At 42.6% G+C, this 23,952-nt stretch carries 23 protein-coding genes; 15 read left to right on the forward strand and 8 right to left on the reverse strand.

Annotated features, from left to right (window positions below; genetic code table 11):
- The first annotated feature begins 2 nt into the window (after positions 1-2).
- Together DKT75_RS03405 and DKT75_RS03410 are read left to right on the forward strand one after the other, a co-directional pair.
- The gene (locus DKT75_RS03405; protein WP_109822030.1) at positions 3-773 is read left to right on the forward strand and encodes a FixH family protein; all 771 of its coding nucleotides are present in this window, start codon (positions 3-5) and stop codon (positions 771-773) included.
- Positions 773-3,229, forward strand: a complete 2,457-nt coding sequence (locus tag DKT75_RS03410; RefSeq protein ID WP_109822031.1) for a heavy metal translocating P-type ATPase — start codon at positions 773-775, stop codon at positions 3,227-3,229. Before DKT75_RS03405 ends, DKT75_RS03410 begins: the two co-directional genes overlap by 1 nt.
- A 28-nt stretch (positions 3,230-3,257) precedes the next feature.
- On the opposite strand, the gene glmM is transcribed toward DKT75_RS03410, so the two are convergent.
- The 3 genes from glmM to rlmE form a co-directional block, all read right to left on the reverse strand.
- Positions 3,258-4,595, reverse strand: coding sequence for a phosphoglucosamine mutase (glmM, locus tag DKT75_RS03415; protein ID WP_109822032.1), 1,338 nt, complete (start codon positions 4,593-4,595; stop codon positions 3,258-3,260).
- 187 nt (positions 4,596-4,782) lie between these two features.
- Complete coding sequence (ftsH, locus tag DKT75_RS03420) at positions 4,783-6,696, reverse strand: ATP-dependent zinc metalloprotease FtsH (RefSeq protein WP_211665148.1); 1,914 nt, start codon at positions 6,694-6,696, stop codon at positions 4,783-4,785.
- A gap of 111 nt (positions 6,697-6,807) precedes the next feature.
- On the reverse strand, positions 6,808-7,434 hold the full coding sequence (gene rlmE, locus DKT75_RS03425; protein ID WP_109822034.1) for a 23S rRNA (uridine(2552)-2'-O)-methyltransferase RlmE: 627 nt from the start codon (positions 7,432-7,434) through the stop codon (positions 6,808-6,810).
- A gap of 25 nt (positions 7,435-7,459) precedes the next feature.
- On the opposite strand from rlmE, the gene DKT75_RS03430 reads away from it, so the two are divergent.
- Positions 7,460-7,753, forward strand: coding sequence for a YhbY family RNA-binding protein (locus DKT75_RS03430; RefSeq protein WP_245923057.1), 294 nt, complete (start codon positions 7,460-7,462; stop codon positions 7,751-7,753).
- Here DKT75_RS03430 and DKT75_RS03435 read toward each other — a convergent pair.
- From DKT75_RS03435 to DKT75_RS03450, 4 genes are all read right to left on the reverse strand, one after another.
- On the reverse strand, positions 7,745-7,996 hold the full coding sequence (locus DKT75_RS03435; protein WP_109822036.1) for a CDGSH iron-sulfur domain-containing protein: 252 nt from the start codon (positions 7,994-7,996) through the stop codon (positions 7,745-7,747). The two genes, DKT75_RS03430 and DKT75_RS03435, sit on opposite strands and share 9 nt — an antisense overlap.
- A gap of 92 nt (positions 7,997-8,088) precedes the next feature.
- Positions 8,089-8,586: a single-stranded DNA-binding protein gene (ssb, locus tag DKT75_RS03440; protein ID WP_109822037.1), complete on the reverse strand. Its 498-nt coding sequence runs from the start codon at positions 8,584-8,586 to the stop codon at positions 8,089-8,091.
- A gap of 96 nt (positions 8,587-8,682) precedes the next feature.
- Complete coding sequence (locus DKT75_RS03445; RefSeq protein ID WP_109822038.1) at positions 8,683-9,276, reverse strand: hypothetical protein; 594 nt, start codon at positions 9,274-9,276, stop codon at positions 8,683-8,685.
- 67 nt (positions 9,277-9,343) lie between these two features.
- Positions 9,344-9,634, reverse strand: a complete 291-nt coding sequence (locus tag DKT75_RS03450; protein WP_158278790.1) for an outer membrane protein assembly factor BamE — start codon at positions 9,632-9,634, stop codon at positions 9,344-9,346.
- A gap of 229 nt (positions 9,635-9,863) precedes the next feature.
- On the opposite strand from DKT75_RS03450, the gene rpsU reads away from it, so the two are divergent.
- Positions 9,864-10,079, forward strand: a complete 216-nt coding sequence (gene rpsU / locus DKT75_RS03455; RefSeq protein ID WP_109822040.1) for a 30S ribosomal protein S21 — start codon at positions 9,864-9,866, stop codon at positions 10,077-10,079.
- A 231-nt stretch (positions 10,080-10,310) separates the two neighbouring features.
- Positions 10,311-11,378, forward strand: a complete 1,068-nt coding sequence (gene hemE / locus DKT75_RS03460; RefSeq protein ID WP_109822041.1) for a uroporphyrinogen decarboxylase — start codon at positions 10,311-10,313, stop codon at positions 11,376-11,378.
- Positions 11,379-11,453: 75 nt separating this feature from the next.
- Here hemE and DKT75_RS03465 read toward each other — a convergent pair whose 3' ends face one another.
- Positions 11,454-14,198 (reverse strand): penicillin-binding protein 1A, encoded by a 2,745-nt coding sequence (locus DKT75_RS03465; protein WP_109822042.1) that lies wholly within the window; start codon positions 14,196-14,198, stop codon positions 11,454-11,456.
- A 190-nt stretch (positions 14,199-14,388) separates the two neighbouring features.
- Between DKT75_RS03465 and DKT75_RS03470 the strand changes: the two genes are divergently transcribed.
- The 10 genes from DKT75_RS03470 (at position 14,389) to DKT75_RS03515 (ending at position 23,871) form a co-directional block, all read left to right on the forward strand.
- Positions 14,389-15,438, forward strand: coding sequence for a pilus assembly protein PilM (locus DKT75_RS03470; protein ID WP_109822043.1), 1,050 nt, complete (start codon positions 14,389-14,391; stop codon positions 15,436-15,438).
- Positions 15,438-16,013, forward strand: coding sequence for a PilN domain-containing protein (locus DKT75_RS03475; RefSeq protein ID WP_109822044.1), 576 nt, complete (start codon positions 15,438-15,440; stop codon positions 16,011-16,013). The genes DKT75_RS03470 and DKT75_RS03475 overlap by 1 nt, the downstream gene beginning before the upstream one ends.
- Entirely contained in the window at positions 16,013-16,636 is a 624-nt protein-coding gene (locus DKT75_RS03480; RefSeq protein WP_245923059.1) for a type IV pilus inner membrane component PilO, read from the forward strand. The genes DKT75_RS03475 and DKT75_RS03480 overlap by 1 nt, the downstream gene beginning before the upstream one ends.
- A gap of 2 nt (positions 16,637-16,638) precedes the next feature.
- Positions 16,639-17,166, forward strand: a complete 528-nt coding sequence (locus DKT75_RS03485; RefSeq protein ID WP_109822045.1) for a pilus assembly protein PilP — start codon at positions 16,639-16,641, stop codon at positions 17,164-17,166.
- A gap of 69 nt (positions 17,167-17,235) precedes the next feature.
- Positions 17,236-19,413, forward strand: a complete 2,178-nt coding sequence (locus DKT75_RS03490; RefSeq protein ID WP_109822046.1) for a type IV pilus secretin PilQ — start codon at positions 17,236-17,238, stop codon at positions 19,411-19,413.
- Between the two features lie 135 nt (positions 19,414-19,548).
- Positions 19,549-20,088, forward strand: a complete 540-nt coding sequence (locus DKT75_RS03495) for a shikimate kinase (protein WP_109822097.1) — start codon at positions 19,549-19,551, stop codon at positions 20,086-20,088.
- Positions 20,069-21,142, forward strand: a complete 1,074-nt coding sequence (gene aroB, locus DKT75_RS03500) for a 3-dehydroquinate synthase (protein ID WP_109822047.1) — start codon at positions 20,069-20,071, stop codon at positions 21,140-21,142. The genes DKT75_RS03495 and aroB overlap by 20 nt, the downstream gene beginning before the upstream one ends.
- Positions 21,139-22,287 carry a deoxyguanosinetriphosphate triphosphohydrolase gene (locus DKT75_RS03505; protein WP_109822048.1) on the forward strand — a complete coding sequence of 383 codons (1,149 nt, stop codon included), beginning with the start codon at positions 21,139-21,141 and terminating at the stop codon, positions 22,285-22,287. The genes aroB and DKT75_RS03505 overlap by 4 nt, the downstream gene beginning before the upstream one ends.
- Positions 22,288-22,438: 151 nt before the next feature.
- The gene (locus tag DKT75_RS03510; RefSeq protein ID WP_109822049.1) at positions 22,439-22,837 is read left to right on the forward strand and encodes a hypothetical protein; all 399 of its coding nucleotides are present in this window, start codon (positions 22,439-22,441) and stop codon (positions 22,835-22,837) included.
- An 86-nt stretch (positions 22,838-22,923) separates the two neighbouring features.
- Positions 22,924-23,871, forward strand: a complete 948-nt coding sequence (locus DKT75_RS03515; protein ID WP_109822050.1) for a hypothetical protein — start codon at positions 22,924-22,926, stop codon at positions 23,869-23,871.
- Positions 23,872-23,952: the final 81 nt, after the last annotated feature.

The following is a 23,952-nucleotide window of genomic DNA, read 5'->3' on the forward strand; positions in this document are numbered from 1 at the left end:
TGATGGCAAATATTCATATATTGATCACAATGGGTTGCGGTATTGTCGCTACCTTTTTGTTGTTCTTCCTATTTCATCTGGCTATAAAGTTGAGTGGGCGTTTTTCTGCTACGTTGACTATTTTGTTGGTTTGGTCGATTTACTTCCCGTTAGCATATTTCTATTGGCCAGGTATTGACGTATTCGCTATTCACTTTTCATTCTTTAGCATGACTGCTTATGGCTTGGGGATTGTTACCTACAGAAAAGAAGCGGTAACCGATGCTGATAAGGCGAATGCTGGTTGGTTTCATTGGGCACCTGCAACAATCGTTTGTTTCTTTTTGATTTTAACCATAGTGGATTCAAATATCATTGCATTTGCAATGAAGTATGCACCGGGTATTGTTGCTCATGATTTCCGCAAAAAGTCAGGCCAGTTTAATGAATACCTTGACCGTGTAGAGATTCAAAAACAACGCGGCTGGCAGGTTTCAGGCGGTTGGGATAAAGCACCTGAGTTGAATGTGAAAGAACCTATTGAGATGACGGTGCTGGATAAGCAAAGTCAGCCAATCGATGGTGCAACAGTAACAGCGAAACTATTAAGTACAACTGAGCCAGATCAAGATTATCAAATTGAATTAGTTGGAACGAGTGCTGGGGTTTATAAGGCTAATGCGACGTTAAATCGTCCGGGGCGATGGACCGTAGTGGTCACTATTGCTAGGGGTGATGATGTTCATGAAATTAAAGGTAGCGTCGATGTTGGGCGAGAGTTTCGTGGCAATTAATGATCGACGCGTCTTTTGTTGCTAAGCCGGACGACTGCTTTCATTGTGGTCTGCCGCTCAATGGTGCGACTTACTCTATAGTTATAGATGATAAGTCAGAACCGATGTGTTGTTTGGGTTGCCAAGCGGTCGCTCAAACAATCATTGATAATGGTTTAGATGACTTCTATCGTTATCGTACAGAGCCATCCGTTAGGCCAGATTCCGTTGTGCCAGATGTGCTTGAGCAGTTTTTGGTGTTCGATAATGATGCCGTACAAAAGACATTTGTTAGACAAAGTGATGATGAGAGTGAAGCGTCTCTTATTGTTGAAGGTGTTGTTTGTGCTGCTTGTGTTTGGTTGCTTGAGCATCACTTACAAAAACTACCCGGCGTCATTTCCTTTCGAGTTAATCTAACAACTCACCGCGCCGTTGTTGTGTGGGATAAGCAGCAGTTAGTGCTTAGTCAAATATTACTTAAAGTACAACAGGTGGGCTATCAGGCACATCCATTCGATACTGGCCGTTTACAAAAATTACATGATGATGAGCGAAAGCGATCACTAAGACGTATTGCGATTGCAGGCATTGGTATGATGCAGGTAATGATGACGTCTTTGGCGCTATATGTCGGTGCTGATAGCATGAGTGAGTCTGCACAGCAGATGTTGAGATGGGCAGGGTTTATCATCACTACGCCTGTCGTTATCTTTGCTTCAAGTATTTTCTTTAAAGCCGCTTGGCGGGATTTAAGGCGTAAACACTTAGGTATGGACGTCCCTGTCAGTATTGCGATCTTAGCAGCGTTTGTGGCAAGTATCTGGGCTACTTTTTCTGGTACTGGTGAAGTTTATTTTGACTCTGTCACGATGTTTACCTTTTTCCTGTTACTGGGTCGATACTTAGAAATGTCTGCCCGCCATCAAGCTGGAAAAGTAGCGGATGAATTAGTTCGTTTATTACCGGCAACCGCAACGAAAGTTGAGTCGGATGGTAGCTCCAAACTTATCAGTGTTTCTGAGCTTGAGTTGGGGGATGTTGTCTCTATAAAGCCTGGGGAGGTTGTACCTGCTGATGGTGTTGTGCTCGAAGGTAGAAGTAGTGTGAATGAATCTATGCTGACAGGAGAGAGCGTTCCTGTCTTGAAGTACGAAGGTACTTCACTCAGTGGTGGCACAGTTAATGTAGAAAGCCCCCTGATGATGAGCGTTGAAGCGCTTGGTGAAGAAACAATGCTGTCTTCAATCGTGCGTTTATTAAATCGCGCACAAATGGATAAGCCAAAGTTTGCAACCTTGGCAGACTCCGTTGCTTCATGGTTTGTTTTTGCCGTTTTAATCGTGTCAGTGGTGGTCTTTTCTGTTTGGTACGTTTTAGTGCCAGAGCAAGCTTTCTGGGTCACTATTTCAGTACTTGTTGTTACCTGTCCTTGTGCATTGTCACTGGCAACGCCTGTTGCGTTGACGACAGCAACAAGCCGCTTGACTAAAATGGGCTTACTGACTACTCAAGGCCAAGCTTTAGAGACGCTATCAAAAGTCACTCACGTTGTATTCGATAAAACGGGGACGCTGACAACAGGTAAGCTGATGCTCGTCGATGAGTACAGCTATGATGCTAATGATAGTCAGTTTATAAATGCTCAACAGCGCTTGATGTTGGCAGCAGGGCTTGAAAGTGCATCAGAACATCCGATTGGAAAAGCGATTTATTCAGCAAGCGCAGACAGATATACCTGTACTCATTTAATTAACGTTCCTGGGAAGGGTGTTGAAGGTGTTTATGGTCAGGAAAGTTATCGTATCGGAACCTTAGACTTTATTAGTGAGTGGATAGCCTATGATAAGGAGTTTGAATCGGGTCCGTTAGCGATCAATCAAGAGTCATTAAGAACGATTGTTTACTTAGCATCGCAAGATGAGTTATTGGCTATCTATTATTTAGAAGATCAAATTCGAGATGATGCACAACAAACGATTCAAGCATTAGGGAAGGAAGGTTATCAAACGGTATTGCTGAGTGGCGATAAGCCCGAGGTTGCTGAAAAAGTAGGGCGTAAGTTAGGTATTGGTACAGTAATAGCTGGTCAGTTACCTGATCAAAAATTGGCTTATTTAAAGAAGCTACAAGCTCAAGGCAATGTGGTAACGATGGTGGGTGATGGTGTAAATGACGCGCCAGTATTAGCAGGGGCTGATGTTTCCATAGCGATGGGCGAGGGAAGTCAGTTGGCACAAGTGAGTGCAGACATGGTGTTAATGTCTAATCGATTGGAGTTACTACCAGAGGCATTGCGCGTATCAGGAAGTACCAAACGTATTATTCTGCAAAACTTAGCGTGGGCTTTAAGTTATAACGCATTAGCATTACCAATGGCTGTATTGGGGTATTTAGCCCCTTGGGCTGCAGCCATTGGTATGTCATTTAGTTCTGTTTTTGTTGTGTTAAATGCATTAAGGCTACGATCTAAATAAGCTTTCTGCATTTAACTTTAGCTATGATCTAGCTGGCTTGAGCTTTTACGACTTCGGCAATTCCAGCGGCAAGCATTGATGTTTCTTGCTCGTCCTGACCTTCAACCATGACTCTTATGAGCGGTTGTGTACCTGATGCACGAAGAAGAACACGTCCCCGTTTACCAAGTTGCGACTCAGCACTACTGACAGCGTCTTTGATTGGTGAATTATTAGCTAGGTCAACGGAGCCACTCAAATCAACATTGATCAGTGTTTGAGGATACTTCGTCATCACTTGTTTAAGCTCATGTAGCGATTTACCGGATTCAATCACAGCTTGCAGAACTTGAAGAGCGGCAATTGTTCCATCACCTGTTTCAATTCGATCACGAATGATAATGTGACCAGAGGACTCTCCACCTAGAAGACCATCGTGTTGCAACATTTGTTCCATTACGTAACGGTCTCCTACGTTGGCACGGTGGAAATTCAATCCCATACCTTCAATCGCTTGCTCAAGACCTAAGTTACTCATTAGTGTCCCAACAATGTGCTGACCTGAGTTACCATTTTTCAATCTGTGCTGAGCAATAATCGCTAATATCTCATCGCCATCAATGATTGCACCAGTATGGTCTATCATCATTAATCGGTCGCCATCACCATCTAGTGCTATGCCTAAATCCGCTTGGTGTAATGTGACTTGCTTTGACAGCATGTCTAGCGATGTTGCACCACATTTGTCATTAATGTTAAAGCCATTTGGCGAGTCAGCAACAGTAATCAAATCTGCACCAAGCTCTTCTAGAACATGAGGTGTTACGTGATAGGTCGCACCATTAGCGCAATCTACAACAATCTTCAGCCCTTCTAGCTTGATATGAGAGGGGAGTGCGCGCTTGCAAAACTCAATATATCGACCTGCTGCATCATCTATACGAACAACTTTACCAAGCTTATCAGATGGGACAGTGACGATGTCTTGATCAAGGTATTCTTCGATCGCTATTTCTGTTTCATCATCTAGCTTTGTTCCGTCAGCGGAGAAGAACTTAACCCCATTGTCTTGGTACGGGTTGTGGGAAGCACTGACAACGATACCTGCTGAGGCTCTAAACGTTTTTGTTAGGTATGCAATTGCAGGGGTAGGCATGGGTCCTAGTAGGCGGATGTTCACGCCTGCAGCCACCAATCCAGCTTCTAGTGCTGATTCCAGCATATACCCAGAAATACGGGTGTCTTTACCGATGAGTACCAAAGGGTTTTTTTGTGTCGCTAGTACTTTACCTGCGGCCCAACCTAACTTTAAAACAAAGTCAGGAGTCATTGGGTATTTGCCGATTTCGCCACGAATTCCATCCGTTCCGAAGTATTTTCTTCCCATTATAATACCTTTTTATTAGTGGTTAGATTTGTAATAGATACAATGTGTAGATCAAGTATCTGGGTTGATTCATATCGTGCACGGTATCAATTTGTATAAGCTGAAGTCAAAAATACCCGACGCATAAACAAAAAAGCAGCAAGAATTTCTCCTTGCTGCTTTTTTGAACTGATAATGTCAGATTAGTTTAGTGTGAGCTTGCTGGGTCCGCACTAACCGTTCCATCTTTCTTATCTGTTTTATCATCATCTGAAACAGCTTTGCCACCATCAATATCACCTTGCTCTGGATGATCATCATCATTCCAGTCTTCAGGAGGAGTAGGCTCTTTGCCTAACATGATTTCAGCAATTTGATCAGCATCAATAGTTTCATACTTAATAAGTGCTTTAGCCATCAAGTGTAAGATATCAATGTTCTCGCGCAGAATGTTCTCGGCACGATCATAGTTTCTATCGATCAAATCACGTACTTCCATATCGATATTCTTAGATGTTTCGCCTGACATTTGCTTGCTAGATGATGAGCCTTGGCCAAGGAATGTTTCGCCTTGTTCGTCAGCATAAGCAATAGCACCCATCTTTTCAGATAGTCCCCACTTAGTCACCATGTTGCGAGCAATATCAGTAGCACGTTCAATATCGTTTGAAGCACCCGTAGTTACACTGTCTTTACCAAAGATCATCTCTTCAGCAATACGTCCGCCATAAAGTGTAGATAGTTGGCTTTCTAAAGACTGCTTACTGTAACTAAAGCGCTCTTCTTCAGGCAAGAACATAGTCACACCTAAGGCACGTCCGCGAGGAATAATTGTAACTTTGTAAACAGGGTCATGGTCTGGCACTTTAAGTCCAATAATCGCATGTCCTGCTTCGTGGTAAGCTGTGTTACTCTTTTCTTTGTCATTCATCACCATGGATCTGCGCTCAGCACCCATCATGATTTTATCTTTAGCTTTTTCGAACTCGACCATGCCAACTGTACGCTTATCACCACGAGCAGCAAATAAAGCCGCTTCGTTGACTAGGTTAGCTAAGTCAGCACCAGAAAATCCAGGTGTACCACGTGCTAATAATGATGGCTTTACGTCGTTTCCTAAAGGAACCTTACGCATGTGCACCTTCAGAATTTGCTCACGGCCACGAACATCTGGCAATGGAACAACAACTTGACGGTCAAAACGACCAGGGCGAAGTAGAGCAGGGTCAAGCACGTCTGGACGGTTAGTCGCAGCAATGATGATTACGCCTTCTGTACCTTCAAAGCCATCCATTTCAACCAATAACTGGTTAAGTGTTTGTTCGCGTTCATCGTTACCGCCGCCCATGCCAGCGCCACGTTTACGACCAACCGCATCGATCTCATCGATAAAGATAATGCAAGGCGCATGCTTTTTAGCTTGCTCAAACATGTCACGTACACGAGAAGCACCAACACCCACAAACATCTCAACAAAGTCAGAACCAGAGATGCTAAAGAATGGAACCTTTGCTTCACCAGCAATCGCCTTAGCGAGAAGTGTTTTACCTGTACCCGGTGAGCCAGCTAAAAGAACACCGCGTGGAATTTTACCACCAAGCTTCTGGAACTTACTCGGGTCACGTAGGAACTCAACTAATTCAAAGACTTCATCTTTCGCTTCCTGACAACCCGCAACGTCATTGAAAGTTACTTTTACTTGGTCTTCAGTCATCATGCGAGCCTTGCTCTTACCAAATGACATTGGGCCGCCTTTGCCGCCGCCGCCTTGCATTTGACGCATGATGTAAATCCACAAACCAACAATAATCAGGAATGGGATAGTATTAATAAGAATGTCGACAAGGATATTGCGACCTTCTGGTGGGTCAACTTTAACTTCTACGTTATTGCTGAGTAATTCATCATACATCTTAGGGTCATTCGTTGGCGCATAGGTGTTGTAAGCCTGTGAACCGCTCGTGTAACCGATGATTGTTTGACCACTAACTTCAACTCTAGATATTTCCTTAGCCTTAATGCGATCAAGGAATGCAGAGTATGGAATATTGTTAGCTGATGTTGTAGGTTCTTGAAATTTACTGAAAACTCCAATTAACACGAGTGCTATTACAACCCACATCAAAATATTTTTGTTTAACTCGCTCAAGAAAAAGTCCTCTATTAAGCTGTATATCGAGTATTAAATTAACCGTCATTCTATCACGGTTTGTTTTAAATACTTTCGGCGCTATTAATTAGTAGAAAAAAACTGCTGTGCTACAACGTATACTTCTCGACTACGCGCTCTGGATGCCTTTGGTTTACGTATTTTTACCTGACGGAAGCTTTTCTTCACTTCTTTAAGGTATTCATCAGATCCAGCACCTTGGAAAAGCTTCACAACCATCGAGCCGTTGGGGGCCAGTATTCGTTGGGCCATATCTAACGTAAGTTCACATAAGTAAATTGACGTAGGCTGATCAATTGCATCATTACCACTTAAGTTGGGGGCCATATCAGAAATAACAATGTCTGCCTTATCTTTTCCAATTAATTCTAAAAGTTCTTCAAGAATACGCTCATCAGTGAAGTCACCCTGTATAAACTCGACAAATGGTATCGGGTCAATTGGTAAAATGTCGCTTCCAATCACTCGCCCTTTTTTGCCTACTAACTCGACAGCATATTGGCACCACCCACCGGGTGCTGCACCAAGGTCAACAACAGTCATCCCTTGTTTGATAATGCGGTCTTTCTCTTGAACTTCTTTTAATTTATAGATTGCACGTGATCTATAGCCCTCTTTTTGCGAGAGTTTCACGTATTCATCATTAAAATGTTCTTTTAGCCACTCAGTACTGCTTTTGCTTCGAGCCATAACGTCATACAATCCCTAGATGGATATGAATACTAAACAAATTAAGCACCTCAAGTCTCTTGGTCACAAATTGAACCCTATTGTTACAGTAGGTCAACATGGAATGAAAGAGAGTATTAATAACGAGTTGGAAATCGCATTGGATTACCACCAGCTAGTAAAACTTAAAGTGAGTGTTGGTGATAGAGATGCGCGTGACGCATTAGTTCAACAAATCGTAGAAACGCATAAGGTACTTTTAGTACAGCGTGTTGGAAATATTGCTCTACTCTATCGTAAAAACAAGAATAAGCCTTCGGTTTTTGAAGTCTCAGTCTAACTTGCTATGTTCACGGTCGCAGAAGGGTGCTTTTTTAGTATGTTTACAGCCGCAAAGGCCATACTTCTTGCTCTCTTCTGCGATAAATTTTAATGGTACAAAGTCGGTTACTGTATGTGAGCCATCACAGAACGGTTGTTTCTCAGAATGGCCACAAGTACACCAAAAGTAAGTTTTACCTTCCTCTAGTTCAACAACGTAAGGGCCTTTCTTAGCAATAACGGGGTTGTTCTTATGGGACATATCACTTTCACCGCTTGTTTATTCTAAATGATTATAAGTACGGGCACAGAGTGCCCGTACTTATAAAGTCATACTTTGATTTTAACTGATTCCTAGAACGGGATATCATCATCAAAATCATCAAAGTTTTGAGGTGCTGCTGGTGCTTGGTTTGACTGAGCAGGAGCCTGATTTCTTTGTTGAGGTGGACGTTGCTGCGGTTGACTGCGTTGCTGTGGAGTTGATGACTGATCCATCTCGCTGCTACCACCAGTACGACTACCTAGCATCTGCATTTCAGAGCCAACTATTTCAGTCGTGTATTTATCTTGTCCGCTCTGATCCTGCCACTTACGTGTACGAAGAGACCCTTCGATATAAACCTGAGAACCCTTCTTAAGGTATTCGCCAGCAATCTCAGCTAAACGATTAAAGAACACAACACGGTGCCACTCTGTTCTATCAACACGCTCGCCAGATGTTTTGTCTTTCCAACTATCTGCAGTCGCTAGACTAAAGTTAGTTACAGCACCACCGCTTGGCATGTACTTTACTTCTGGGTCATTACCCAAATTTCCTACCAGAATGACTTTATTAATGCCCTTGGCCATGGTTGATTCCTTGTATTAGCTTATCATTATTTTCTTTCAGCTTGGCATTATACCGCCTTAGCTGATTTTTTCGATAGGTATTTGAAGTGCTTACGCTTACTGGTTTTGCATTGTCTCAAGTATCTGTTCTAGTTGTGTTTTAGCGGCTGTACTTGGTTGTTCTGTTGTATCTTTTGCGGCATTAGGGACGACAGCTTGCTCTTTTGGTGTTTCGTCAACGACAACTTTGGTTGGTATAACTGCCTTAGCCTCTTCATTAATTGACTGCTGAATAGCGGCAGCTTTGACTTTTTCTTCTTTGAGTTTAAGCGCTAATGCTTCTAGCTTTTCAGTCTCAGCTTTAACCGCCAAGTCTTCTTCATGCTTAACTGCCTCAGCCGCTGCTTCGTTAATAGCTTCAACATCTTCCTGCTTTACCGCTGGTGCTGTAAGAGAAATTGCTGGTTTAGCTGCAACATCGTTTCCAGAGCTAAACACATTTTGTGTCCAAGTTTTTAGCTGTTGATCAAAAGAGGTATCTGCTGGCTTGGTAAAAAGTGACCATATGATGAGTAATACGAGAACTACTAGTAATGTGTTGGCAAGCACAATGAAATAGAACATAAAGGATCGTTTTACTTCAATCGGTTCAATTGTGTTTATATCTTCGACTTCGCTGTGGTCGCTGTATAGAAGGGGGTCTCTACGCACGTTATATTCCTATCTCGGTTAGGCAAACTAGTCGGAAGGTGTTGTTAAGCGGTTTGATGAGCGTGTGTTAATTTATTTTGGTAATTACATTGCCATCGAACTGTAGTGTTAAGTTTTTTTGCTCAGATCGTTGACCGCGCTCCGTTACATAATAAAGGTAGTCCCAACGGGATTGATTAAAATCATCGGTTAAAAGTGGTGAGCCTAGCGCCTGTATGACATCCGATTTACTCATACCTACTTTTATTTGAGAAACAGTTGTTGAGTCTAAAGCATTACCTTGCTGAATGGTCGGCTTGTAATTACTGCAACCAGAGATGCTTACGATAAATAAGGAAATAAGTATTAAATGCTTCATGGCGTCCATTTAGTGGGGGTTAGATTTTGAAGTCCGATATATTTTTTAAGGGACTTTATTTTCATCATTTTAGCGTAGCTGACCTACGCAGCAAGGTTATTTTTCATCAATCGGGTGAAATTTAATGTTATTCGTCAAATAAAATTCGTTTCAACTTTTGCATTTAGCGTGACTCGGGGTATAATGCGCGGCTACTTACTGAATATTTTGTATTGAGAAATCGAATTTTATGCCAAACGTAAAGATTAGAGAGAACGAGCCGTTCGAAGTTGCACTGCGTCGTTTTAAGCGTACTTGTGAAAAAGCAGGTGTTGTTGCAGAAGTTAGAAGTCGTGAATTCTACGAGAAGCCAACATCTATCCGTAAGCGTGAGAAAGCTGCTGCGGTTAAGCGTAACATCAAAAACTTAAAGCGTGAGATCAATCGTCGTACACGCCTATTTTGATTGACCAGTTTCTCTGTCGCTACTATGCTTCACTGCATAGTGCGGCGGCAAACACATTTAAATGTGTATAATAGACGCCCTTTGTTGGCGTTTATTAGTATCTGGGGTTTAGAGATTCCTCAGCGGCCTACTTTCAATGTATCCTCTTACATTGTATTGCTTTAAACGACAATGTCATTTTCTATGATAACGTCCTTCAAATCATAAGCATATTTTTAAGGTTTCCAATCTATGTCTTCTACTGTACTTAAAAACGATCGCTACCTGCGTGCACTTCTTCAAGAACCTGTCGATACAACACCTGTATGGATTATGCGTCAAGCAGGGCGTTATTTACCTGAGTATCGTGCTTTGCGAAAGCAGGCTGGAAGCTTTATGGATCTATGCACAAATCCAGAGCTAGCATGTGAGGTTACTTTACAGCCGCTTGAGCGTTTTGACTTGGATGCGGCGATATTGTTCTCCGATATTCTGACAATTCCAGATGCAATGGGTCTAGGTTTGTACTTTGCAGAAGGTGAAGGCCCGTGTTTTGAGCGTCCTATTAGAAGTGCAGCAGATGTTGCCGCTATTGGTATCCCTGATCCTGAGCTAGAGCTTTCTTATGTGACGGATGCAGTCCGTACTATACGTAAAGCTTTAGACGGTCGCGTACCGCTAATCGGTTTTTCGGGTAGTCCTTGGACGCTTGCAACTTATATGGTTGAAGGCGGTACGAGTAAGGACTTCTCTAAAGTTAAGGGAATGCTATACAGTGACCCTAAAACACTTCATTTGCTGTTAGATAAGCTAGCAGATAGTGTTATTAGTTATTTGAATGCACAAATTGCTGCGGGCGCTCAGTCTGTGATGATCTTTGATACTTGGGGTGGTGTTTTGAGCCCTCATGTTTATAAAGAGTTCTCATTGCAGTATATGGCTAAGATAGTAGATGGCTTACAGCGTGAAGCGGAAGGGCGTAAAGTCCCAGTTACACTGTTTACTAAAAATGGTGGTCGTTGGGCAACGTCTATTGCAGCGACAGGTTGTGATGCTATTGGTGTTGATTGGACAAGTGACTTGAAAGAAGTCGGCGAAGCAGTCGGTGACAAGGTTGCTTTGCAGGGGAATATGGATCCATCGGTTTTATATGCTGACGAAGAAACTATGCGTACTGAAGTGAAGAGAGTATTAAGTGACTTTGGTGATAAGCCAACGGGTCATGTCTTCAATCTAGGTCATGGTATTCACCAGCATGTGAATCCAGACCACCTAAAGATTGTTGTAGACAGTGTTCATGAGTTTGGCCGCAAGGGCTAAGCTGTTATCAGTTTGATGACTCAAGCTGAAAGGCTAACCTAGACAATATCAGTCTAGGTTAGCTCATAGTTCCACTTATTCTAAGTTGAGCTCGTTAATCATTCTCATTAGTTCTTGGTCTTCTGTTAGCGGAGTAGTCGGTGTTACCGCTGTGTTTCCTGTTGTGGTTACAGGAACACCACCATTCGCTTTAGTAAGCCTTTCTGCACGTATTCTTTCCGCCTCAAATAACTTTGCCAGTTCTTCTGGTGGCTCTGGAGGTGGAGCTAGTTGTGCAGGTACAAAGGTACTGCCAATAGATTGTAGTCGGGCAACTTCTTGTTCACGTGCAGCAACTCGACGATTGTAGTTGTCGATTTGTTGTTGATACTCTGCACGTAAGCGATCATTTTGTCGCTGTTGAGCTAAGTCTACTACCGTAATCAAGAACTCTTCAGGGTGCAGTTCCTTATAGAGTGCTAAGTCTTCTTCCGTTGGGATTTGAGATGCAATGACTAATTCATTAATTGTATCTAACGTTAATTCCGAAGGAGGGAAGCCATTCCTAGCATCGATCGTGATGTTGAGCATACCTTTTGGTGGCGGTGCCCATGCAGCACTCTCTGTACCTTCAAGTGCTCCCTTCATGAAATCAATCCATAATGGCAGTGCGGCTCGTGTCGCAGTTTCGCCCCGACCAAGTGGGGCTAGATTATCAAATCCCATCCACACGGTCGTTACTTTTTTAGGTGTGAAGCCTGCGAACCATGAGTCACGTTGGTCATTGGTTGTCCCTGTTTTGCCCGCAAGGTCAGTACGCTGTAGGATTCGGCTCGCTTTTGCTGCAGTGCCTGATCTCGCAACATCACGTAACATACTTGTAATTTGGTAATGTACGTAAGGTTCAATAATGCGTTTTGCGACAGGGTTGCCATTAATGCTAGTCGGCATATTAGGTGCTTCTAGCTCTGTTAACGCAGGAATAGGGCACTGTGTACAAACAGTTGCAGGTTTATGTTCGAATAATATTCTATCGTCTTTATCTTTAATTTCACGAATGTAATAGTTATCAACTTTAAAGCCGCCATTTGCAAAGCTCGCATAAGCCGTCGCTAGGTCAAGTGGTGTCACAGATCCTGAACCTAATGACAGTGTGAGATCTTGCGGTATTGCTTTCTCATCAAAGCCAAATCGTTGCGCATAACTCGTTGCTTGAGCAAGGCCGATTTGTTGTAGTAGCTTGATTGACACAATGTTACGAGACTTTCTCAGCGCTTCACGAAGCAACGTTGGCCCGTGGTATTTTTTGTCATAGTTTTGTGGCGACCAAGTGCTTCCTGGGATAACGATTTCTTCATCTTCAACAACACTTCCAGGTGAGTACTTACCTGTTGCAAGTGCTGCGCTATAAATGAAAGGCTTAAAGCTGGAACCTGGTTGACGCTTTGCCTGAACAGCTCGATTAAACTTACTATAAGTAAAGTCGAAGCCACCGACCATTGCTTCTATGGCACCATCTTTAGGGTCTACAACGGTTAGGGCACCGGTTACTTTTGGTAGTTGAGTAAGCTCCCATTCTGAGTCGCTGTTTTGACTCACCCAAACCGCATCACCTTTAGATAGAACGCTACTGACCTTTTTAATCGTAGGGCCGCGTCGGTTATTACTTTGGTAAGTTCTTGCCCACTTAACAGCGTCTAAATCCAGTGTAAGGGGTGTTGTACTGCCTCGACGCACAAGTGTTGCAGACTCTTCGTTAGACTCTAAAACAACCGCAGGTATTAGGTCTTGGTAGTTGTTATAACTTTGTAGCTGTTTTTCTAGGCTTTCTGGCGTGTTAAATTTATTTAAGTCTAACTTTGCGATAGGGCCTCGGTATCCGTGGCGGCGGCTATAGCTAATTAGGTGTTTGCGCACTGTTTTTAGAGCGATATCTTGCTGGCGACTATCTAATGTCGTGTAAATTTTAAGACCTAGCGTATACATGTTCTCAACACCGTAGCGTTCTTCTGCTTCAGCGCGAGCCATTTCGGCGATGTAAGGTGCGTAGGTTTCAGACTCTACTTGGTAGACTTTTGCTGATACAGACTCATTTTTTGCAGTGGTGTATTGGTCTTGTGTGATGTAGTCAAGCTCGTACATACGCTTGAGAATATAGTCACGACGCTGCTTTGCACGAGTAGGTTGTCTTATTGGATTGTAGCGTGAAGGCGCTTTCGGTAACCCAGCAATCATTGCCATTTGAGCGAGAGAAAGTTCGGATAGCTTCTTGCCGTAATAAATTTCAGCAGCTGATCCCACTCCGTAGGCACGATTTCCTAAGAAGATTTTGTTCACATAAAGCTCAAGAATTTCCTCTTTAGAGAACTCTTTCTCGATCTTAAATGCTAAAAACATTTCTCGTAACTTACGATCAGCTGTTTTTTCAGACGTTAGGAATAGATTTCGCGCGAGCTGCATCGTAATCGTACTTGCACCCTCGGACACTGAGCCAGTCCTGAGCGCTTTCACAACTGCTCTGGCGATACCTCTGAAATCAACCCCAGCATGTTCCCAGTAACGAGCGTCTTCGATAGAGACGAACGCATTAATCATATCTTTTGGGACCTCGTCTATAGTGACAGGCCTTCTACGAAACTGGCCAAACTCAGCAATTAGCTGATTTTCTTTACTATAGACTTGAATAGGAAGCTGTAGCTGAGTGTTCCTTAGTTGTTCAGTTCTAGGTAGATTTGGTTCGTAAAAAAAGTACGCTGCAATGAAGAGCGTGACACTTAGTGTAAAGAGCAAAACTAAGGGCGAGAGGATGCTTTTAAAGAATATTTTTATGATGTTTGACATGTCTTAATCGTTTATTAACAGTCGGTTAATTGGACGTTATTCTCGCAAACCGTTTGTCTAGAGAGTCGTCCAATCAGATGGTTGAGGGTAGACTAATTAAATGCTTGTCGCTACCATTGAGTTAGAAATCTAAATTTCCGCACTAGTCGGAAGTATATAACAATAAAAATAATACGGCGGTATCTATTCTGTGTTTTCTTTCAACAAAAAGGGTGGGCTCTTAGGTATTGATATCAGTTCCTCTGCTGTCAAACTAATCGAACTTTCATACAAAGGCGGCACCTATCGAGTTGATAGTTATGGTGTGGCCTCATTGCCTGAAGGTGCGGCCTATGAGCGTGACATCGTAGAAGCTGATCCAGTTGGTGAAGCTATCAAGCGCGTACTTAAACAAAGTCGGACTAAAACTAGGCATTGTGCTCTAGGTATTCCATCTTCCATGGCGGTTAATAAGGTTATTGCAATGCCTGCTTCTATTCCTGCATCGGAAATGGAAGCTCAAGTAACACTTGAGGCTGAGCAATATATTCCTTACCCGATGGAAGAAGTGAACTTTGATTTTGAAATCTTAGGCCCATCAAGTCAATCACCAGAAATGGTAGATGTACTGCTAGCAGCGACCCGAACTGAAAATGTCGAAATACGACTCGCCGCTGCAGAGATGGCAGGCTTAACGGTCGATATTATTGACTTAGAGTCACATGCTATAGAGTTACTGTTTAGTACCTTGGTAGACGATGTCTCAAGACACAGTACAGTAGCGCTGGTCGATTTTGGTTCGTCTATGACGGGTGTTAACGTGTTCGAAAAAGGCCGTGTTGTGTTCTCTAGAGAACAAGCATTCGGTGGAAAGCAGTTAACAGAAGAGATTATGCAGCGTTACGGTTTACCTTATTCTGAAGCTGGACTTGCAAAGAAAAACGGTAATTTACCAGAAGGCTATATTCCTGAGGTACTAGATCCGTTTAGAGAGAATATGGTTCGTCAGGTACAGCGTTTCCTTCAGTTTTATCATGCGTCAACTCAGCAGGGTAGTGTGGATAAGATCCTGCTGTCTGGAGGTTGTGCAAGTATTCCTGGTATTGATGAGCAGATACAAGATGCAACGGGTATCTCTACGACACTCGCTAATCCATTCTCAGATATTGTTCTTAATTCTCGTGTAAACCCCGCTCGTTTTACCAGTGATATTCCAGCGATGTTGGTATCAACCGGCTTAGCATTACGAGGGCTCACCTAATGGCAGGTTTAAATTTATTACCGTGGCGTGAAGCTGCCCGTAAAGAGAGTCAAAAGCAGTTCTTTATGATGGCCGTAGCAGGTGTTGCTATTTCCGCAATTGCAGTCTTTGGTGTTTATAGTTTTTATCAAGATCAAATTACAAAGCAATCAACAAGAAATATGTACGTTGAGTCTGAAATTAAAGAGCTAGATAAAACGATTGCTGAAATAAAGAAGCTTGATGTGACTCGTAAGGCACTACTTGATCGGATAACGATTATCGAAGGATTGCAGTCTACGCGACCAGGAATCGTTCATCTATTTGATGAGATGGTGAAGTCATTACCTAAGGGAATGTACCTTACCGAGTTAGAGCAGAAAGAAAGTACCATTAAGTTAGCTGGTAAAGCGGAGTCAAATGCACGTGTTTCTAGTTACATGAATCGCTTGGATATGTCTCCATGGCTTAGTTCTTCTGCGTTGAATGTTATCGAAATCGATACCCGAAAGAAAAAATCAGAACGATTACGTAACTTTAGTTTGAGTGTGACTCAGTTGCTAAAGTCCGGCGGTGAAGAAGAGGAGTCTCAGTAATGGCTATTGATTTACAGGAATTTAACAGCCTTGTTGATGATCCGGCAAATGTATCACTACCGGTAAAGATACTGGCAATTTTGATCATTTGTGGGCTTGTGTTGTTCATGGGTTACAAAATGATCGTCATTGATAAAATGGGCGAACTAGATAATGTTGTCTCTAAAGAGTCTTCATTAAAGATAACCTACGAACGGAAACAGGCGCGAGCTAATCAACTTCCAGCGTTTCGTGCACAGCTAAAGGAAATGCAGCAGTCATTTGGTTCATTAATGAAGCAACTGCCGAGTGGAACAGAGATACCTGGTTTGATTCTAGATATTTCAGAAAAGGGCTTATCTAACGGTCTTGAAATAGAATTGTTTAAGCCTAAAGGTGAAAATCAAAAAGAGTTCTACGCTGAAAAACCAATTGAGTTGAAGGCTAAGGGTACTTATAACCAGTTAGCGGCTTTTGTTAGTGATATCTCTGGTTTACCTCGTATAGTAACTATTTCAAATATCCGCTTGGCTCCAGAAGATGACAAGAAAATAGAAAAAAAGAAACAACAGCCATTTCGCTTAACAATGCAGGCGGTTATTAAAACGTATCGCTACCTTGATGAAAACGAAGAGGGGAATTGATAATGATTCATTACAAAAAAAATCTACGGTTATTGATGACGCCGATTGCCCTTGGTGTGTTTCTAACGGGGTGTATTCAAGATACTTCTGATTTGGATTCTTATTTTGAGCTGCATCGCGCTAAACCGATTAGGGCGATAGATCCTATCCCTGAGGTGAAGCCTTATCTACGTTATGTTTATCCGGTTAATGAAAAAGATCCTTTTGATGTGTCGATGCTAGCGCCGAGTGAAGTGCCAGTTGTCGAGTCAGGTGTACAAGTCGATGTGACACGCGTAAAAGAGTTTCTAGAAGGCTTCCCATTAGACAGTTTAGAGATGGTGGGTACGGTCGATAAAGATAAGCAGCTTTGGGCTTTGATTAAGATTCCTGATGGTGGCGTACAAAGCGTTAAAGCAGGAAATTATTTAGGTCAGAATTACGGAAAGATTTTATCCGTATCTGAAGCTGAGCTAGCATTATCTGAGACGGTATCAAACGGTCTTGGTGGTTACAAGAAGCAAGAAAACAGATTGCTGTTGGCGCAATAAGAATAAAAATTTTAGCCCCGTAGAGGGTGTTGATGTGACTAAAGCGAATAAAAATAAATAGGTCCGAAAATGAAAACAATAACGCGTCTAATGACTGCCATTGTATTACCTCTAGGGTTATTAGCCTCGACAGAGGCTCTTGCAACGGCACGACTACAAAAAGTTGATGCAGTGAGTCAAGGCAACGTAAATACTGTATTACGCTTCTTTTTTGACTCTGCTGTAACTAATCCAAAAAGTTTTGCGATGCCATCGTCTAACATGGTCGTTCTAGACTTCCATGATGCTGAGTCGGCAATGGGTGTTAGAAAGCAACTCATTAAGTCGCCTTATGTGAAAAGTGTCCGAACAGCTAGAGGTGGCGGAAAGCTACGCGTTATGGTGGCTTTGACTCAGAAGGTTGCTTACAAGGCTCAGGTAAATGGCTCTCAGGTGTCAGTTACTTTTGGTCGTGAAGCGCCAGCTTCACGACCTGTTGCTAACATGAACCAACGAGGGCCGGCTGTTCAGCAGCGTGCGGTTTCTCATCAAGCACAAGCCAGTAACTATATTCAACGACCAGCGGCGGCTCAAGCTCAGCGTAGAGTGGCAGCACCAAAGCCAGCGGTGATGACTGTTAGAAATTTAGCCCCTATTGATTATAGGCGTGATGCTAAAGGTAACGGTACTGCTCATATTACGTTGCCACATACATCAACGAAGGTAACAGCAGTAAAGAACGGCAACATGGTTGTGCTCACTATTGAAGACACTTCAAGTAAAGAGCCAAGAAAACGTTTAAATGTTTTGGATTTTGCAACGCCATTATCTTTTATCGACATCGAACGTAAAGGGCCAGATCTTTTAGTTAAATTAATTGGTAACACTGCTTTTGAGCACGCAGTGAGGCGTGATGGTAATAAGTATAGCGTCAGCTTAAACCGCGTGAAGCGAGTGGTTAAGGCGGTAGATCCGTTGAAACCAAAAGTCAAAAAATACACTGGTAAAGCGTTATCATTGAACTTCCAGGATATTGAAGTTCGTTCCGTGTTGCAGTTGTTAGCAGACTTCACCGATAAAAATATCGTTGTGAGTGATAGTGTAAAAGGCAATATCACATTACGTTTGAAGTCTGTCCCTTGGGATCAGGCATTGGATATTGTGCTTGAGTCAAAAGCGCTAGCGATGCGTAGTAATGGAAATGTAATTTGGGTTGCTCCAGCAGTTGAGCTTCAAGCTAAAGAGCAGCAAGAGCTGAAAGCGCTTGAGCGTAAGAAAGCACTAGAGCCATTAGTAACAGAGTATATTGCTGTGAACTTTGCTAAAGCTGAAGAGTTAGTTCAATTGATCAGTTCCAATAGATCTAATACTAATAACGCTAACTCAACAGCATCAATGCTGTCTGATCGCGGTAGTGTCTCTGTTGATCAACGTACGAATACCATTTTAGTACAAGATACGATTTCACGAGTTGATGAAGTCAGAAATATGATTCAAAGCTTAGACGTTCCAGTTAAGCAGGTTTCTGTTGAAGCGCGGATAGTTATTGCAAGCGATAGCTTTGGTAAAGAGCTTGGTGCTCGCTTTGGTGTGACTAAGATTGGAAGTAGCGGTGGTATCACCTCTGGATCACTAGACTCTACTAGTTCTATAGCGAGCGAGATCTCTTCAGATAGTGACGTAAGTATTCCTAGTCTTGCAGATCGATTGAATGTAAGCCTTCCAGTTACGGGTGCGGCGGGTACATTAGGCTTCTCACTATTAGCGAAAGATTATTTGTTAGATCTTGAACTGTCAGCATTACAAGCAGAAAGTGAAGGTGAGATTGTTTCCACACCTCGAGTTGTGACTGCGGATAAGCAAAAGGCGTCAATTGAGCAAGGTGTGGAAATTCCATACCTAGAAGCGAGTTCAAGTGGAGCGACGAGTGTATCCTTTAAAAAGGCTGTATTGAGTCTTGAAGTTACGCCACAAGTTACGCCTGATGAGCATGTCATTATGGATCTTAAAATCAACCAAGATAGCGTTGGCTCAATTTACTCAGATGTACCTAGTATCGATACGCGTGAAATCAATACACAGGTACTTGTCGATAATGGGCAGACCGTTGTATTAGGTGGTGTTCATGAGGAAACGAGTAACAAAGATACGACTAAAGTACCTATTTTAGCGGACCTACCTTACCTAGGTAAGTTGTTCCAAAATAATAGTAAGAGTACTTACAAGCGTGAGCTTCTAATCTTTGTAACACCGAAAATTATGAACTAATTATTACGTTAGTTTGTTGAATAAAAGAGGGGCTCATTTGAGTTCCTTTTTTTTTGCCTGAAAATTGCCATGCAATCCCGACCTGTAGCGTTTAGAATGCTTAAATCAAATTAGAATAGAGTGGCTCAGTCGCCGGTGAACAAGAATATATTTTTGGTAGGCCTTATGGGGGCTGGAAAATCAACGGTAGGTCGACAGTTAGCGAGAAGGCTAAAGGTTGAATTTTATGACTCAGATAAAGTCATCGTTGATCGTACAGGTGTTCCAATAGCCACCATTTTTGAAATAGAGGGCGAAGAAGGTTTTCGTGAGCGTGAAACGCAAGTCATTGAAGAGCTTAGTGGCTACAATGGTTGCGTGATTGCGACGGGTGGTGGAAGTTTAACTCGCCCCGAAAATCAGGCCATCATTAAAGAGCACGGATGTGTCGTGTATTTAAGGGCCTCTGCCGAGCGTCTTTATGCGCGAATCAAACACGATCAAGCGCGACCATTAATGCAAACAGAGAACCCACTCAAAACATTGAGAGATCTGCTTGCGGAGCGTGAACCTACTTATCTAGAAGCTGCCGATATTGTGATCAGAACAGGCAATCAAAAGATCGGCGTTGTATTGCACCGCATCGATCAAGCACTAAAAAAGGAAAGACGAAGTCATGCAAAAGCTAACCGTTGAATTAGGCGATAGAAGCTACCCAATCTATATTGGCGCAGGACTTCTAAAAAGAACGGACTTATTACCAGACTTCATTAAGGGTAAAAGTGTCATTACAGTGAGTAATGAAACGGTTGCACCGCTCTATGCTGAGACGCTCAATAAAAGCTTAGAAGGTTTTAAAGCTTCGAGTGTTGAACTGCCAGATGGTGAGGTTTACAAAACACTAACCGTTTTGGACCAAATATTTACTGGAATGCTGGAAAACCATTGTGATCGTCAAACGACGTTAGTCGCGTTAGGTGGTGGTGTCGTTGGTGATATGGGAGGCTTTGCGGCTGCAAGTTACCAGCGTGGTATTAACTTTATCCAGGTTCCAACCACACTGTTATCAATGGTGGACTCGTCTGTCGGCGGAAAAACAGGTGTTAATCATCCGCTTGGTAAAAACATGATTGGGGCATTTCATCAGCCACAATGTGTTGTAATTGATACAGAGACACTAGATACGTTAAGTGATCGGGAGCTAAGTGCAGGTATTGCCGAAGTACTTAAATATGGCTTCATAAATGACCTCAAGTTTCTTGAGTGGTTAGAAGAAAATATGTCATTACTTCTCGCTCGTGACCCTGAAGCGTTAGCTTATGCGATTTATATATCGTGCAAACATAAAGCGGCGACAGTGGCTGCGGATGAGCGTGAAGCAGGGCAGCGCGCACTGCTTAACTTAGGCCATACCTTTGGCCACGCCATCGAAACTGGAATGGGCTATGGTAATTGGTTGCACGGTGAAGGTGTTGCTGCAGGTACGGTAATGGCTGCTGAGTTGTCAATGAAGATGGGTTGGATTTCGGAAGCTGACTTAAGCTATGTGAAGCACCTATTTACATTGGCTAAATTACCGATAGAACCACCCAGTGAATTAACCGCTGATGACTATCGTCTTCATATGATGCGTGATAAGAAAACGAAAGATGGCGTGATGAACCTAATTCTTATGCATAAGTTAGGTGAGTGTATTCAAACGAGCGACTACGATGCTCAAGCATTTCAGGAAGTTTTGGAGAGAGTATGACCGCAAGCTATGCCGCCAGTATTGAGACCAGTAAAGGTCGTCGATTTGAAGAAGCTGCACCAACGTTTCGTTCAGAATACCAGCGGGATCGCGACCGTATCATCCACTCGACAGGCTTTCGCCGATTGGAATACAAAACACAAGTTTTCGTTAACCATGAAGGTGACTTGTATCGAACACGCTTAACGCACTCGATAGAAGTTTCCCAAATTGCTCGGTCTATCTCAAGGACGTTAGGTCTAAATGAAGACCTAACAGAAGCAATCGCATTGGCTCATGACCTTGGGCATACCCCATTTGGCCATGCAGGACAGGATGCGTTAAATGCCTGTATGAAGCCTTTCGGAGGCTTTGAGCATAACTTGCAGTCGTTGCGTGTGGTTGATCATCTTGAAAATAAATATGCTGACTTCGATGGATTAAACCTGACCTTTGAAACGCGTGAAGGTATCTTGAAGCATTGTGCTTTGAGTCATGCTAAAGCGTTAGGTGATGTTGGTCAGCGCTTCTTAGATAAAACGCAACCTAGCTTAGAAGGGCAGTTAACAAATATTGCCGACCTGGTGGCGTATAACAACCATGATATTGATGATGGTATTCGTTCTGGCTTGATTACTGTTGAGCAACTGCGTGATACGGATCTGTTTTCGCAGCACTTTGATCAAGTTAAGTGGAAGTACCCCGATTTAGATGAAAATCGAAGCGTTCATGAGACTATTCGGCGTATGATAGGTGAGCAAGTTGCCGACCTCATTAATACCAGTAAAGCTAAGATAGAAGAAGCCGGTATTCAAACGATTAATGATGTTCGTGCGCACCCAGAAAAGCTAATTTGTTTTAGTGAAGAAATGTTTTCACAAAGCAGGCTTATGAAGAAGTTTTTACGTGAAAACTTATATTTTCACCATCAAGTCTACCGGATGACTCGCAAAGCTCATCAAATCATCGAGTCATTATTTGATGCTTTCATCAATGATGTCCGCTTGTTACCACCAGAACACCAAATTTACGCTAAAGCCGCGCAGCTTAGTGGTGGTGAAGTAGATTACGCAAGAGTAGTCGCAGACTACATTGCAGGTATGACAGACCGGTTTGCAATTAAGGAATATGAACGCTTATTTAATATGAGCAACTCCCTTCTGTAAGAAACTGCTTGTATTATTATGGTTAATTAAATAGCAGATAAACGGTGTTTTATCTTGCTAATTTTTGCACAGTATGCAATATTATTCTCCAATAATAAAAATAATCGCAGTGTCAGTATCTAACTGAGCCTGCTGGGGGATTCGGTGTATCGTGAAATATTTAATCAGCTTTTTTGCTAGTCTACGGAAAAAATTCAACTTACTTATAAAAATTGTAGCGCACGTTGCAACGATCGGTTTTGCGAGTGCTGCACTATTTTTATTGGGTTTTTACGTTATTCCTGTTTTTGCAGAAAAAATACCTCATGTCGTGTCTAGCTCTGATCAAATCAAGCGTTCATCTACGCATGCATTAACAACTGACTTTCAAAAAGGTTCTTTAGAAAGAGACCAAGATGGTGATGGTTTACCTGATTATTGGGAGAGAGAAATAGGCTCAGAAGTACTTTTAAGTGATACGGATGGCGATGGTATTGCTGACGGTTTAGAAGTTAACTTCAAAAAAAAAATACTCTTGACCACGATAAAGACGGCCGACCAGACATTTTAGATGAAGATGATGACGGCGATGGGATACCGACTATTTACGAAGGTAGTCAAGATGTTGATAAAGATGGCTTAGCGAATTACTTAGACTTGGACTCAGATGGCGACGGTATTTTAGATCATAATGAGGTAGGGCTAACACTAGGTGATGCAGACCGAGACCGTGTAGACAACATGTTTGATGCGGACTTCACCAAAGGTCAAGATGATAACGGCGACGGGATCGATGATAGCGTCGTTTTAAGTGATGCTAATAATAATGGCATTGTGGATTTTCTTGATAGCAAAGTAAGAGTGGCGCGTACTACCTTAATGCATCCCGTAGTGAAGCCAGAAATAGAAAAGAAGCTAGCAAAACTAGCTACAAAGCCTGTTCAAGAAAATGCACCAAAGCCCGTATTCAAGGCTGTTATTAAGTCCCAAGAGAATCAGACGGCCTCCCCAAAAAAAATTCCTCAGACAGAGCCAAAACAAGTTGTTGTTACAGACGTTGCTTCTAAGCTATCCCCAGTAACAAAACAGAAGAGTAGTGGAGCAATCCAAATCACAGGCGATGCTGATGGCGATGGGTTATCTAACGCAGTTGAGCTTGCGTTAGGGATGAATCCAACAAGTAATGATAGTGACAGTGATGGCGTACCTGACTTCATTGAAATAGGCAGTAATAACAAAAAACCACAAGACAGCGACCAAGATGGAACGCCTGATGTATTGGATGACGATGATGATAACGACGGTATATTAACCAAGCTCGAAGATATCGATAGAAATGGTCAAGCAATCAATGACGATACAGACAAAGATGGCGTGCCGAATTACCTAGATGCGAATGACGATGGCGACTCTCGTTTGACGAAGCTTGAAGGAGCAGAGAAAGATTCCGATAGGGACGGTGTGCCAGATTATTTAGACAATAGTGATGGTGTATCGACCGCTGAAAACGCCAAGGTCGTTGTACTGTATGACGAAAAAAACAAATCCAATCAATCAGTCAAAGAGAAAACAACAGGCTTTAATATAGTGACAAAAGCAGAGTGACGGTTGGCTAGGTATAGGCACAATAGCTAAAAGCGAATTAAGAGTTTAAAGAAATTAATATCTCCCTAAACTCTAAGTGAT

The sequence above is a fragment of the Leucothrix arctica genome (assembly GCF_003172895.1).
GTDB classification, from domain to species: domain Bacteria; phylum Pseudomonadota; class Gammaproteobacteria; order Thiotrichales; family Thiotrichaceae; genus Leucothrix; species Leucothrix arctica.

Coding starts and splice junctions, on each gene's coding strand:
- DKT75_RS03405 (WP_109822030.1), top strand. CDS start 3: ATGGCAAATATTCATATATTGATCACAATGGGTTGCGGTATTGTCGCT.
- DKT75_RS03410 (WP_109822031.1), top strand. CDS start 773: ATGATCGACGCGTCTTTTGTTGCTAAGCCGGACGACTGCTTTCATTGT.
- glmM (WP_109822032.1), bottom strand. CDS start 4,595: ATGGGAAGAAAATACTTCGGAACGGATGGAATTCGTGGCGAAATCGGC.
- ftsH (WP_211665148.1), bottom strand. CDS start 6,696: ATGTGGGTTGTAATAGCACTCGTGTTAATTGGAGTTTTCAGTAAATTT.
- rlmE (WP_109822034.1), bottom strand. CDS start 7,434: ATGGCTCGAAGCAAAAGCAGTACTGAGTGGCTAAAAGAACATTTTAAT.
- DKT75_RS03430 (WP_245923057.1), top strand. CDS start 7,460: ATGAATACTAAACAAATTAAGCACCTCAAGTCTCTTGGTCACAAATTG.
- DKT75_RS03435 (WP_109822036.1), bottom strand. CDS start 7,996: ATGTCCCATAAGAACAACCCCGTTATTGCTAAGAAAGGCCCTTACGTT.
- ssb (WP_109822037.1), bottom strand. CDS start 8,586: ATGGCCAAGGGCATTAATAAAGTCATTCTGGTAGGAAATTTGGGTAAT.
- DKT75_RS03450 (WP_158278790.1), bottom strand. CDS start 9,634: ATGAAGCATTTAATACTTATTTCCTTATTTATCGTAAGCATCTCTGGT.
- rpsU (WP_109822040.1), top strand. CDS start 9,864: ATGCCAAACGTAAAGATTAGAGAGAACGAGCCGTTCGAAGTTGCACTG.
- hemE (WP_109822041.1), top strand. CDS start 10,311: ATGTCTTCTACTGTACTTAAAAACGATCGCTACCTGCGTGCACTTCTT.
- DKT75_RS03465 (WP_109822042.1), bottom strand. CDS start 14,198: ATGTCAAACATCATAAAAATATTCTTTAAAAGCATCCTCTCGCCCTTA.
- DKT75_RS03475 (WP_109822044.1), top strand. CDS start 15,438: ATGGCAGGTTTAAATTTATTACCGTGGCGTGAAGCTGCCCGTAAAGAG.
- DKT75_RS03480 (WP_245923059.1), top strand. CDS start 16,013: ATGGCTATTGATTTACAGGAATTTAACAGCCTTGTTGATGATCCGGCA.
- DKT75_RS03485 (WP_109822045.1), top strand. CDS start 16,639: ATGATTCATTACAAAAAAAATCTACGGTTATTGATGACGCCGATTGCC.
- DKT75_RS03490 (WP_109822046.1), top strand. CDS start 17,236: ATGAAAACAATAACGCGTCTAATGACTGCCATTGTATTACCTCTAGGG.
- aroB (WP_109822047.1), top strand. CDS start 20,069: ATGCAAAAGCTAACCGTTGAATTAGGCGATAGAAGCTACCCAATCTAT.
- DKT75_RS03505 (WP_109822048.1), top strand. CDS start 21,139: ATGACCGCAAGCTATGCCGCCAGTATTGAGACCAGTAAAGGTCGTCGA.